The sequence below is a fragment of the Streptomyces sp. CoH27 genome (genome assembly GCF_020181035.1).
In the GTDB taxonomy this organism is placed as follows: domain Bacteria; phylum Actinomycetota; class Actinomycetes; order Streptomycetales; family Streptomycetaceae; genus Streptomyces; species Streptomyces camelliae.
Genome location: NZ_JAIQYY010000004.1, coordinates 91,290 through 103,868 on the forward strand (window position 1 = coordinate 91,290; position 12,579 = coordinate 103,868).

7 protein-coding genes and 1 pseudogene are annotated in these 12,579 nt (G+C 73.7%); 5 read left to right on the forward strand and 3 right to left on the reverse strand.

Features of this window, described 5'->3' with window-relative positions; translation table 11 throughout:
* Positions 1-14 precede the first annotated feature (14 nt).
* Together LE548_RS07450 and LE548_RS07455 are read left to right on the forward strand one after the other, a co-directional pair.
* Positions 15-779, forward strand: coding sequence for a PaaX family transcriptional regulator C-terminal domain-containing protein (locus LE548_RS07450; protein WP_225095859.1), 765 nt, complete (start codon positions 15-17; stop codon positions 777-779).
* Positions 776-1,180 (forward strand): DUF6221 family protein, encoded by a 405-nt coding sequence (locus tag LE548_RS07455; RefSeq protein ID WP_225095860.1) that lies wholly within the window; start codon positions 776-778, stop codon positions 1,178-1,180. The genes LE548_RS07450 and LE548_RS07455 overlap by 4 nt, the downstream gene beginning before the upstream one ends.
* Before the next feature lie 288 nt (positions 1,181-1,468).
* Here LE548_RS07455 and LE548_RS07460 read toward each other — a convergent pair.
* Positions 1,469-2,246: pseudogene (locus LE548_RS07460) on the reverse strand (pectate lyase).
* Between the two features lie 240 nt (positions 2,247-2,486).
* On the opposite strand from LE548_RS07460, the gene LE548_RS07465 reads away from it, so the two are divergent.
* Positions 2,487-3,839 (forward strand): SGNH/GDSL hydrolase family protein, encoded by a 1,353-nt coding sequence (locus tag LE548_RS07465; RefSeq protein WP_374116032.1) that lies wholly within the window; start codon positions 2,487-2,489, stop codon positions 3,837-3,839.
* A 1,259-nt stretch (positions 3,840-5,098) separates the two neighbouring features.
* Positions 5,099-9,364 (forward strand): HAD-IC family P-type ATPase, encoded by a 4,266-nt coding sequence (locus LE548_RS07475; protein ID WP_374116033.1) that lies wholly within the window; start codon positions 5,099-5,101, stop codon positions 9,362-9,364.
* Between the two features lie 178 nt (positions 9,365-9,542).
* Here the strand turns inward: LE548_RS07475 and LE548_RS07480 are convergent, their stop codons facing one another.
* Entirely contained in the window at positions 9,543-10,622 is a 1,080-nt protein-coding gene (locus tag LE548_RS07480; protein ID WP_225095863.1) for an NADH:flavin oxidoreductase/NADH oxidase, read from the reverse strand.
* Between the two features lie 158 nt (positions 10,623-10,780).
* Between LE548_RS07480 and LE548_RS07485 the strand changes: the two genes are divergently transcribed.
* Positions 10,781-11,137: a helix-turn-helix transcriptional regulator gene (locus LE548_RS07485; RefSeq protein WP_225095864.1), complete on the forward strand. Its 357-nt coding sequence runs from the start codon at positions 10,781-10,783 to the stop codon at positions 11,135-11,137.
* Here the strand turns inward: LE548_RS07485 and LE548_RS07490 are convergent.
* Complete coding sequence (locus tag LE548_RS07490; protein ID WP_225095865.1) at positions 11,105-12,469, reverse strand: nucleobase:cation symporter-2 family protein; 1,365 nt, start codon at positions 12,467-12,469, stop codon at positions 11,105-11,107. The two genes, LE548_RS07485 and LE548_RS07490, sit on opposite strands and share 33 nt — an antisense overlap.
* Positions 12,470-12,579: the final 110 nt, after the last annotated feature.

The following is a 12,579-nucleotide window of genomic DNA, read 5'->3' on the forward strand; positions in this document are numbered from 1 at the left end:
TACAGTACGTGCCCATGCGCATGAACGTCTCGCCCGAACCGGAGCAGGCGGACCCGAACCTGCGGCCGCTGTCCGCGCGGTCGGTCGTCCTGAGCCTGCTTCTCGGCGCGCACCCGCCGGAGCTGCCGGTGAAGGACCTGGTCCGGCTGGTGGAGCCGTTCGGCGTGGGCGGCTCCACGCTGCGGGCCGCGCTCAGCCGGATGGTGGCCGCCGGGGATCTGCGGCGCACGGACACCGTCTACCGGCTCAGCGACCGGCTGCTGGCCCGTCAGCGGCGTCAGGACGAGGCGCTGCGTCCCGGCACGCGCGCGTGGGACGGCGACTGGGAGATGGTGGTGATCACGGCGACGGGCCGCGGCCCCGCCGAACGCGCCGAGCTGCGCACCCGGCTGACCGCCCTGCGCCTTGCCGAACTCCGCGAGGGCGTATGGCTGCGCCCCGCCAACCTGGACCGGCCTCTGCCGGGCGACCTGCACACCCTCGCCCTGACCTGCACGGCCCGCCCCGACGAGCCCGCGCGCGACCTCGCCGCCCGCCTCTGGCCGCTGGACGCCTGGGCCGCCACCGCACGCACGCTGCTCACGCACACGGCCGCCGACCGGGCCCCCGCGGACCGGTTCACCGCCTGCACCGCCGCCGTACGTCACCTGCTCACCGACCCGGTCCTGCCGTCCGCGCTGCTCCCCGCCGACTGGCCGGGGGAGCCCCTGCGCGCGGCCTACGCCGCCTATCAGCGGGAGTTGACCGTTTCGGTGGGCCGAAGGGAGCGTGCCGCATGACCGCTCTAGAAGCGTTTCTGCGGGCCCGGTTCGAGGAAGAGGAGCGGGTTGCCCGGGACGCGATCGCCGGTGCGCCCGGTGCGGTCTGGGGCGTCATGGCCGACGAGATCGAGCAGGTGCTCATCTCCCGGCACGGCGCGACCACGCACACACCGATGGTGCAGTTCGGCGCCGACGACCCGGTGAAGCTGCTCACCCATGTGGCCCGGCACGATCCGGACCGGGTGCTGCGCGAACTCGCGGCGAAGCGGACCCTGACGGAGGAGCACACGGCGCAGGGCGACGGCCTGTGCCGCACCTGCCGCCGGGGAGAGCGGCCCCGGTCGCCCTGCACCACACTCCGCCTGCTCGCCGTACCGTTCGCGGACCATCCCGGATACGACGACTCCTGGCGCCCTTAGAGAGGTGCCGACGGACCGGATCGGCGGCGGGCCGGCCTGGTGGACGACGATGCTGCCGCCGGCTCCGCTGCGCGCGCTGCACGAGGGCCCGCAGTTCGCCTTCGGCTTCCGGTCGCCCGCGCGACCGTCTCCCGCTCCCTGCACCCCATCCGCCCTCCCCCTCACCCGCATCCTCCCGCCGCCCGGCCGGGACGTGGCCAAGACCGGAGGGAGACGTCGGTGAGAGGGCGGAGGGCCGACGGGCGCCCGAGGGGCTCACCTGTAGGTGATGTCCGAGCCGGAGTACTTTCAGTAAGTCCCGTCCGGGTCCGAGCCGTTGGTGGTCGGCTCCTTGTCCGTGTCGTTGCCGATGTACTTCTGGCACGGGACGATCTTCTTGCCGGAGTCCCCGACGATGGTGATCCTCTTCAGGGTCGCACTGTCGCCGTAGTTGGTGTTGATGCCGACGATCGCGAGGCCCTTGTAAGTCGCCTCGATGTCACTGAGGTTGATCGTGCGCCTGTACTGCGTCTTGCAGTTGCCGCAACTGCGGACCAGCTTGCCGAAGTTCTGCACCGCGAAGTTCGACACGTTGAGCGTGCCGGCGCCGTTGAACTGGAACACCTTGTCGCTGGCCTCCTTCGCGCCACCGCCCGAGACGGTGTACACGTTGGACGACGAGGAGCCCTTGAACGTCGCCGCGTCCTCGCCGACGTCCTCCCACCAGACGTTCTGCAGGGTGCAACTGCCCTCGCAGTGGATGCCGTCCGCGGCCGGAGCGCCGATGATGACGTTCTTCAGGACCGTGCCGGGGGCGAGGTCCAGGATCGGCTTCTGGTTCTCGCTCTGGCCGCTCGTGCCCAGGTCCCCGCTGCCGTACAGGCGCTTCATCCCGTAGTCCTTGGTGCCGGACAGCGGGATGGTCTTGGTGACCGCCTGACTCCCGTTGGCGGTGGGCCAGGTGGCCGCGTGGGCGGAGACTCCGCTAGTCATGATCATGTCAAGCGTCCAGGGCGGCGAGCCCGCTCGTCAGTGCGTGCCCGGTCCCGGTGCGGGTGTGTGCTCGTGCTCGTGCTCGTGAGGTCATGTCCCGAATGCCCTTCTTCGAAGTGGGGGGGTCATGGGTCATGTCCGTGACCAACGTGCGCCATCTGGAACGCAGTTGGGGTGCGAGCGGCTCTGCATGCCCAGGTGCGGCGCGTTCGGTTACGTTGATGAACGGACCGTAGAGGGCAAGCGCTTTCTGTTCCATGGATCGCGCAGCTCTGCGCCCGCCCGGCAGGAAGTGGGGTGGGAGCGCTTCCAAGGAGGTCGTGTTCATGCCACGATGGCCGCCGTGAAGCAGCCCACCAGGAAGCAGCCCGCCAGAGCGCCCTTCGCCACCGTGCTGAGTGTCTGTGTCCTCGTACTGACCCTGATCGTGACGGGATCGGCGGTCAGGGCACTGCTCGACAGCCCCGGCCCGGCCCCGGCCGGGGGCAGTCCGGGCACCGCCGGCCACTGGGTCGACACGTGGACCGGCATGCCCCAGCTGACCGAGCCCGGCAACCTGCCGCCCGCGCCGTACACCGGTGAGAAGTCCGTGCTGGTGGACACCACGCTCAGGCAGACCGTCCGGGTCACCGCCGGCGGCCACCGCATACGGCTGCGCTTCTCCAACGCCTACGGCGACACCCCGCTGCCGCTGACCGCCGTGACGGTCGCCCTGCCCCAGGGCGGGAAAGCCGGGGTCAGCGGAGTCGAAGCGGGCAGCCTCAGGCGGGTCACCTTCGCGGGCCGGGACGCCACGACCGTGCCGGTCGGGGCCCAAGTGGTCTCCGACGACCTCGACTTCGACCTGCGGGCCGGATCCGAGCTGACGGTCACGGCGTACACCGCGAGCGGTCAGCCGTCGCTGGCGCTCACCTCGCACCCCGGCTCGCGGACCACCTCGTACCTTGTGCACGGCGACCACACGGGCGATCAGGACCTGACCGGCGCGACCGCCGTCAACCACTGGTACCTGCTCAGCGACGTCGAGGTACTGGCGCCCGCGCGCACCCGGGCGGTGGCCGTCGTGGGCGACTCGCTCACCGACGGGCGCGGCTCCACGACCAACGGCAACGACCGCTGGCCGGACCAGTTCTTCGACCGCCTCCGAAGCCGGCCGGACACCTCGGACATCGCGGTCCTCAACCAGGCCGCCGGCGGCAACCGCGTCCTCAACGACGGGCTCGGCCCCAACGTCCTCGCCCGCCTCGACCGTGACGTCCTGTCCCGCAGCGGGGTCTCCTGGCTGATCCTCTTCGAGGGCGTCAACGACATCGGCACCGCCGCCGCCACCCCCGAGGCGCAGCGCGCCGTCGCCGACGACCTGATCGCCGGGTACCAGCAGGTCGTCGTCCGCGCCCACGCCCTGGGCATCCGGGTCTACGGCGCGACGATCACGCCGTTCGCGGGCAACGCGTACGACGACGGGGCGGGCGTGCGCGAGGCCTCCCGGCAGCGGGTGAACGCCTGGATCCGCACCCCCGGCCACTTCGACGCGGTGATCGACTTCGACAAGGCGGTGCGCGACCCCTCGGCGCCGGAACGGCTGCTGCCCGCCCTCCAGGTCGGCGACGGGCTGCACCTCAACCCCGAGGGCTACCGGGTCCTCGCCTCGGCGGTGCCCGAGGGACTGTTCCGGAACAGGGGATGAGGGGATAACTCGCGCGGTGACGGGCACTCGGTGGGGCACGAGAGGCGGTCTCATCCGAGGAGAGTCATGGCTGAGCAGAAGTCGTCGCCGGCCCTCACGGCGCCCGTGAGCGGCGCGGCCTCGGTAGTGCGCAGGGTACCCGGCGCCGGCCTGGTGAGCAGGGCCGCGGTGGACACCCTGGACAAGGTGGGTGCGGTCTCGCCCCGTGGGCGGCGGATCGCGGTGTACGTGGGCGCCGGAGTACTGGGCGCCACAGGCGTGGTGGACTGGCCCGTCGCCCTCACCGGTGCAGCCGTGGCCTGGCTCACCCAGCCCCGGCCGCTGCGTCCGGCGGGTGCTCGCCAGCGCGTGGCGGTGACGGCCGGGAGAGAGGGTCTCGTGGCGCCCGGCAACCGCCGAGCGGCCGAGCCACCCGGTCCGGTGGCCGTCGCGGAGCGAGCAGCCACCGAAGGACCGGCCGCACGCACGGCCGGCGACAAGGACGCCGGCCCGCCCCACGACCTCGGCACAGCGGCCCTCAGGTCCGGCACCGGGGGCGGCCGGTCCCGGTGCGCCGAGGGCGAGCATGGGACGGAGGACTCGGCGGGAGAGGGAGACGAGAGCGGCGGCAGGGGCCGGGCGGAGTCCGATGAGACGGGAGCGGCGGGCGGCGCGGCCTCCGGTGGGGGCGGGGTGGAGGGTGCAGCGGGTTCTGCGGCATCCGGTGCGGCCGAGGCCGGCGGCGAGGGCGCGACCGGGCGACTCGGCGATGCGGAGGCTTCGCGCGGGCGCCAGGCAGCCGGCAGTGGCAGGGCCTCCGGCAGCGCGAGGGTGTCCGGCGGTGCCGGGGGTTCCGGCGCGGCCGGGACGTCTGGTGGTGCCGTGGCCTCTGGTGCTGGTGAGGCTTTGCCTGGGCGCCGGGTGTCCGGTGGTGGTGGGGCATCTGGTGGTGCGAGGGTGTCCGGTGCCGGGGGTTCCGGCGCGAGCAAGACGTCCGGTGGTGCCGGGGCTTCCGGCGCCAGCAAGACGTCCGGTGGTGCAGTGGCCTCCCGTGCCGGTGAAGTTTCGCGTGGGCGCCAGGCGTACGGCACTGCCCAGGCGGCCGGAGGCAGTGGTGCGTCCGGCGGCGCCAGGGCGCCCGCCGGTATCAGGGCGTCCGACAGTTCCCGGGCCTCCCGCGGGGACGAGGGGCCGGAGGTCGAGGATGCGGTGCCCAAGCCGTCCACCGGTCCGCTCGGACCCACCGCGCGGCCCGGCCGCGCCACGCGCTGAGGGCGGCCGTGGTGCCCGGGCTGTTGGCGGTGCCCTCGGCGGCGGCGCGGCTGCTGACTGCCCCGCCACGGCTGTTGGCGCCGGCCGTCGGACTCGTCGCCGGTGCCGCCGCCGGAACGGCGCGTGCCGGAGTGCGCGGCGCGGACACCGCCGTACGGGTGGCGCGGGTCGGGCGCAACGCACTGCCCGGCCCCGGTGGCCGGTGGCGGGCCGGCGCCCGTGCGCACCTTGCGCTGCGTGCTGTGGAGGGGGCGGGCGGCACGGCGCGGCTGGCGCGCGGGGTGGCCCGGACGCTGGCCGAGCGGCCGGACGTGCTCGTCGCGTACTGGGACCAGGGGCTCGCCCGCCTGGTGGTGACCGCGACCGGCGAGGAGGCCGCCGACAGGGTCGTGGAACACGCCGCCGACCTGGCCGAGCGGCACGGGCTGGTGCTGTCCGCCGCGGACGTGGAGGAGACCACGCATCCGGCCGACCCCGCCGGGGTGCGCGCCGCCGTGGCCGCGCTCGCCGCCGACGGGGTGGGGATCGGCGCCGCGCTCACCGCGTACGCGCTGCGGCTGCCGCCCTCGCCCCGGCTGGCGACCGCGGTGGTGACGCTGCTGCGGGAGAACCCGCGGTGTCGTGCCTGGCTGCGGGCCCGGCTCGGTGACGCACCCATGGACCTCGGCCTGGCCTGCGCGAACGCCGCCGTCCACGGTGCGGGACAGACCCCCACCTCCCTGGTGCTCGACGGCGCTCTGCGGAGCTGTCAGGTGGCGGAGACGGTGGCCCGCGCCGCCGCCTTCGACACGGTGCACGACCAGCTCTGCGCGCCCGACCGGCTCAGTCTCCCGGCCGCCGACGCGCCCCGGCCGCCGCTGCCGGAGTCCCCGGCCCAGGAGTACGCCGATCACGCCTTCGCGGGCAGTCTGCTGGGCGCCGCGGCCACCCTGCTGGTCAAGCACGACGGCGCCGAGGCGGCGGAGGCGGTCCTCGCCGGCTCGCCCAAGGCCGCCCGCTACGGCCCCGCCGCCTTCCACGCGCTGCTGAGTGCCGCGCTCGCCCGTACCGGAGTGCTGGTCAGGAACCCGGACCGGCTGCGCCGGCTGGAGCTGGCCGGCACGCTCGTACTGCCCGCCGGCGTACTGCGCACCGACAAGGGCGAGGCGGACCCGTGGGCCGAACCGGTGCTGGACGCGGCCCGCCGGGCGGGCCTGAGGGTCGTGCTCGTGGACGACCCCGCCCTGGAGGACTTCACCGGCCTCGCCGACCAGGTCGTGGACGCGCGCCGGCCGCTGGACGACGTGGTGTACGAGGCGCGCGGCGACGCGGGCGGGGTGCTCGTCGTGGCCCGGGTGCGCGCGGCCGGTGAGCACGACGTCCTGGCCGGGCTGTCCGCCGCCGACATCGGCATCGCGCTCACCGACCGCGCGGGCGCGGTGGTCTGGGGCGCGGACATCCTGGCCCTGCACGGGCTGCCCGACGTGTGGCGGGTGCTGACCGCGATTCCGGCCGCCCGTACGGTCGGCCGGCACGCCCAGACCCTGGCCCGCTCCGGCGCCGCGCTCTCCGGTCTCCTGGTGGCCGTCGGCGAGGCGCGCGGCCCCGGCGGACGCCTTGCCGCCCTGCCGGGACTGCGGCACGCCCCCGTCGACGCCGCCGCCGCGACCGCCCTGTTCTCCGGCGCCCGGGCCGCGCTCGGCGTGGCGGCGGCCCGGCCCCCGCATCCGCGTCCGCGCGTGCACTGGCACGACCTGGAGGCCGCGGCGGCCCAGGAGCGGCTGGAGCACGAACCGGCCGCTGAGACCAGCGACGTGGACGAGCTTCTCGCCCTCGTGCGGTCGGCCGCCGCCGGGGTCACCGGGCACCCGCTCGCCGCTCCCGCGCGCTGGACGTACCGGCTCGGCCGGGCCGTACGCGGCGAACTCCAGGACCCGCTGACCCCGGTCCTCGCGGTCGGCTCGGCGGCCTCGGCGATCCTCGGCTCGGTCGTCGACGCCCTGCTCGTCCTCGGCGCCCTCGACCTGAACGCCCTGGTCGGCGGCTTCCAGCGGCTGCGTGCGGAACGGGCGCTGTCCGGACTGGTCGCGGAGCAGCAGCGCAAGGCGCGGCTCGTACCGCACGAGGCCGAGGCACCGGCCGGCGGCACCCGCACCGTGGACGCGGGCGAGCTGCGTCCGGGCGACGAGATCCGGCTGAAGACGGACGACGTGGTGCCCGCCGACGCGCGCCTGCTGTGGCAGGAGGGACTGGAGGTCGACGAATCGGCCCTGACCGGCGAGTCGCTGCCGGTGGAGAAGCAGACGGCCCCGACCCCGCACGCACTCGTGGCCGACCGGCGCTGCATGGTCTTCGAGGGGACGACCGTGGTCGCGGGCCAGGCCCGGGCCGTGGTGGTCGACATCGGTGAGCACACGGAGGCCGCCCGCGCCGTGCACCTCGCCGCCCGCACGCCCCCGGCCGCCGGTGTACAGGCCCGGCTGCAGGAACTCACCCGTGAGGCACTGCCGTTGACCCTGGGGGGCGGCGCCGCGGTGACCGGACTCGCGCTGCTGCGCGGTGCCCCCGTCCGGGAGGCGGTCAGCGGTGGGGTCGCGGTGGCCGTGGCGGCCGTACCGGAGGGGCTGCCGCTGGTGGCCACGGTCGCCCAGCTGGCGGCCGCCCGGCGGCTGAGCCAGGGTGGTGTCCTCGTGCGCACCCCGCGCACCCTGGAGGCGCTGGGCCGTATGGACACCGTCTGCTTCGACAAGACGGGCACCCTCACCGAGAACCGGCTGCGGGTGGTGCGTACATGCGATGCCGAGGGCACGGTCCGCGCGGTGGACGACCCCGGCTCGGCCGGCACCGTCCGGGCCGCCGCCCGCGCCTGCCCGCAACCCGACGGCGGTTCCGAACAACCGGTGCACGCCACCGACGAGGCCGTGCTGGCGGCGGCCGGTCCCGACCCGGACTGGACGTGGCGCGCGGACCTGCCGTTCGAGGCGGCCCGCGGATACGCCGCCGCCGTCGGCCGCAGTGGCGACGGACCGCTCGTGCTCGTGGTCAAGGGCGCCCCGGAGACCGTGCTGCCCGCCTGCTCCGGAACCCCCGCGCACGCCGCCGAGGCGGCGCAGCGCCTGGCCGGGGACGGCCTGCGGGTGCTGGCGGTGGCGCAGCGGCGGCTCGGCCCGGACGAGGATGAGACCGATGTCCTCGAACAGCCGCTGGGGGAGCTGGAGTTCACCGGTCTGCTCGCGCTGTCCGACGTACCGCGCGAGACCTCCACGGCGCTGGTTCGGGGGCTGCTTGAGGCGGGTGTACGGCCGGTCATGCTCACCGGTGACCATCCGCAGACCGCGCGGGCCGTCGCGGCCGAACTGGGCTGGCCCGAGGACACCGTGGTGGTCACCGGGGACGAACTGGCGGCCGCGGACCGGGCGGACCGGGCCCGGATGCTGCGCGACGCGGGCGTGGTGGCACGGGTGGCGCCCGAGCAGAAGCTCCAGGTCGTGGAGGCGCTGCGGGACGCCGGCCGGGTCGTCGGCATGGTGGGCGACGGCGCCAACGACGCGGCCGCCATCCGCGCTGCCGACATCGGGGTCGGGATCAGCGCGCGAGGTTCGGCCGCCGCGCGCAACGCCGCCGACATCGTCCTCACCGACGAGGACCTGACGGTCCTGATCGCCGCGGTCGGCGAGGGACGGGCGCTGTGGCACAGCGTCGCCGACGCCATCGCCATCCTGATCGGCGGCAACGCGGGCGAGGTCGGCTTCGGCCTCCTCGGCACGCTGCTGTCCGGCCGGGCGCCGCTGTCCACCCGGCAGATGCTCATGGTGAACCTCTTCACCGACCTGTTCCCGTCGATGGCGGTGGCGGTCACCGAGAAGGAGGACGGCGCCGACCCGGCACAGGTGGAGGAGCCGGCCGGGGTGCTGGGCGAGCCGCTGCTGCGGCAGATCCGGCACCGGGCGCTCACCACCTGCCTGGGCGCGGTGACGGCCTGGCTGATCGGCCGGTTCACCCCCGGAACGCCTCGCCGCTCCAGCACGATGGCGCTGTGCGGGGTGGTCGGCACCCAGCTCGTGCAGACCTGGCTGGACCGGCGCGAGAGCCGTCTGGTGCAGCTGACCTGCCTGGGCTCCGCCGTGGCGCTGGCCGTGGTGGTGGAGACCCCGGGCGTCAGCCACGCCGTCGGATGCACCCCGCTCGGCCCGGTCGCCTGGGCCGGCGTCCTGGCGGCGATCTCCGTGGCGCTGGCAGGACAGCGGGCGCTGCCTCGCCTGGAGGAGACGGTACGGCGGATCCTGCCGCGGTGACGTGGGGTGGTACGGCGGATCCTGCCGGGGTGACCTCGGACGGCCGGCGGATCCTGCCGCGGTGACCTCGGTCGTACGGCTGGACCCGCCGCCGTGGCCTCGGACGGTACGGCGGGACCGCTGACGTCGCCTCAGGCTGAAGCGACCTCGGACGGTGGTCGGATCCCGCCGCGGTGACTCAGACCGAGCGCAGGTACTGCTCCGGCACCCGGACCTCGCCGCCCAGCTCGCGGGCCGCGTGCCGGGCCCAGGACGGGTTGCGCAGCAGCTCGCGGCCGAGCAGGACGGCGTCGGCCTCGCCGTTCGTCAGGATCTTCTCGGCCTGCTCCGCCTCCGTGATCAGACCCACGGCGGCGACGGGCAGCGGCGTCTCGGCCTTCACCCGGGCGGCGAACGGCACCTGGTAGCCCGGCTCGGCCGGAATGGTCACGCCGGAGACGTTGCCGCCGGTGGAGACGTCCAGCAGGTCGACCCCGTGGGCGTGCAGCTCGCGGGCGAACCGGACCGTGTCCTCCGTGGTCCAGCCGCCGTCCTGGAGCCAGTCGGTGGCCGAGATCCGGAAGAACACCGGCTTGTCCTCGGGCCACACCTCCCGTACGGCGTCCACGACGTCGAGGGCGAAGCGGGTGCGGTTCTCGTACGAGCCGCCGTAGGCGTCGGTGCGGTGGTTGGAGTGCGGCGACAGGAACTCGTTGATCAGGTACCCGTGGGCGCCGTGGATCTCGGCGACCTCGAAGCCGGCATCGAGTGCACGGCGTGCGGCGGCGGCGAACTCGCGGACGATCACTGAGATCTGATCCACCGTCAATTCGCTGGGCACGGGGTGCCGTTCGTCGAAAGGTACGGCGCTCGGCGCGCTCGGCCGCCAGCCGCCCGCCTCCGGTCCGACGGGCGCGCCGCCCTTCCACGGCCGGTCGGTGGAGGCCTTGCGGCCGCCGTGCGCGAGCTGGATGCCCGGCACCGTGCCCTGGTCGGCCAGGAAGCGGGTGATCCGGCGGAAGGCCTCCACCTGGGTGTCGTTCCACAGACCGAGGTCGTACGGCGAGATCCGGCCCTCCGGCGATACGGCGGTCGCCTCGACGATGATCAGGCCGGCGCCGCCCGTGGCGCGGGCCGCGTAGTGTGCGAAGTGCCAGTCGTGCGGGGCGCCGGTGAGCGGTCCCTCCGGTGCGGCCGAGTACTGGCACATCGGGGGCATCCACACCCGGTTCGGGATGGTCACTTCACGCAGGGTGATGGGCTCGAAGAGCGCGCTCACGACGGACTCCATTCGTCACGGGACCCCTGGTCGACTCGTACCGCCCGGTCGACTCGTACGGCTCGTACGATAACCCTCGTAGTACGAGAGATGTCAAACTACGATGACTCTCGTACAATCCTTGCAGGGCAAGGATCACGCGACGAAGGGCGGCCACCGTGACCGACATCGCCACCACCGGTCGCGCGCTGCCGCACCCGGCGCGGGAGGAGCTCCGCCTGGAGGCCGTGCTGCACGCGCTCTCCGACCCGATGCGGCTGCGTATCGTGCGCGAACTCGCCGCCGGTGAAGCGGAGTTGACCTGCTCGGACTTCGTCCTGCCGGTGACCAAATCCACGTCCACGCACCACTTCCGGGTGCTGCGCGAGAGCGGGGTCATCCGGCAGGTCTACCGGGGCACGGCCAAGATGAACGTCCTGCGCCGGGACGACCTGGACGATCTCTTCCCGGGACTGCTCGACAGCCTGCTCGCCGCAGCCGAGCTACAGACCCGCCGGCTCGGCGACGGAGCCTGAATCCGGCGAACCCGGTGCGCCCGAACCCGCCCTCGCCGGAAGATGGTTGAAGAGCAGGTTCAGTACGATCGCGGACAGACAGCCCGCGCTGATGCCGCTGTTCATCACCGTCTGGAACCAGTCGGGGAACTTCTCGTACACCGTCGGCACACCCACCGGCAGCATGCCGATCGCCACCGAGACGGCCACCACCGTCAGATTGTGGTTGCCCTTGAAGTCCACCCTGGCCAGGGTCCGCAGCCCGCTCGCCGCGACCGTGCCGAACATGACCAGACCCGCGCCGCCCAGCACCGGCGCCGGGATCGCCGCGACCACCGCGCCCAGCTTGGGCAGCAGGCCGAGCAGCACCAGGATCCCGCCGGCCGCCGCGACCACCCACCGGCTGCGCACCCGCGTCATACCGACCAGGCCCACGTTCTGCGCGTACGCCGTGTAGGGGAAGGTGTTGAACACTCCGCCGAGCACGGTCGACAGACCGTCCGCGCGCAGCCCGTCGGCGAGGGGACGCGGCTCGACCTTCCGCTCGGTCAGCTCACCGACGGCGATCAGGTCACCGGTCGTCTCGGTCATGGACACCAGCGCCACCACCAGCATCGACACGATCGCGGAGACGTGGAACGCCGGCGCCCCGAAGTGGAACGGCGTGCTGATGCCCACCCAGTCGGCGTCCTTCACCCCGCTGAAGTCGGTGAACCCGAACGGCACCGCGACCGCCAGGCCCACCGCGATGCCGACCAGGACGGCGATCCGGGAGAGGAAGGCGGGCGCGAACCGCTGCACACCCAGCACCACCGCCAGCACGAACGCCGCCAGCGCCAGGTTCCTGGGCTCCCCGAAGTTCTTGGCGCCGACCCCGCCTGCCGCCCAGTTGCCCGCGACCGGCAGCAGCGAGACCCCGATGATGAGGATCACCGTGCCGGTCACCAGCGGCGGGAAGAAGCGCAGCAGTCTGCCGAAGACCGGCGCGAGCAGCATGATCGCCAGCCCCGCGACGATCACCGCGCCGTAGATCGCGGGCAGTCCGCCGCCCGTCGTCCCGATCAGCACCATCGGCGACACGGCCGCGAACGTACAGCCCTGCATGATCGGGAGCCGGACGCCGAACCGCCAGAAGCCGACACACTGGATCAGCGTGGCGATGCCGCACACCAGCAGATCGGCGGTGATCAGATACGCCAGATCGGCGGGCGACAGCTTCATCGCGCCGCCCACGATCAGCGGTACGGCGACGGCGCCCGCGTACATCGCGAGCACATGCTGCAGACCGAACGCGGCCAGTTGCCGTACCGGCGGTATCTCGTCGACGGGGTGCACCTCTGCGGTGGTGGCCATGGGGACTCCAACATGCTGCGGGTGGACAGTGGCATCCGGACAGGAGGAGACCGTAAGCGCCTTGAACAGTTTGTTGATTTCCGGACTGTTGCCGTGGTGTGTCCTGCCCG

What these genes read in the sequence shown, in the direction of transcription:
- LE548_RS07450 (WP_225095859.1), top strand. Translation starts at nt 15, where the DNA reads ATGCGCATGAACGTCTCGCCCGAACCGGAGCAGGCGGACCCGAACCTG.
- LE548_RS07455 (WP_225095860.1), top strand. Translation starts at nt 776, where the DNA reads ATGACCGCTCTAGAAGCGTTTCTGCGGGCCCGGTTCGAGGAAGAGGAG.
- LE548_RS07465 (WP_374116032.1), top strand. Translation starts at nt 2,487, where the DNA reads ATGGCCGCCGTGAAGCAGCCCACCAGGAAGCAGCCCGCCAGAGCGCCC.
- LE548_RS07490 (WP_225095865.1), bottom strand. Translation starts at nt 12,469, where the DNA reads ATGGCCACCACCGCAGAGGTGCACCCCGTCGACGAGATACCGCCGGTA.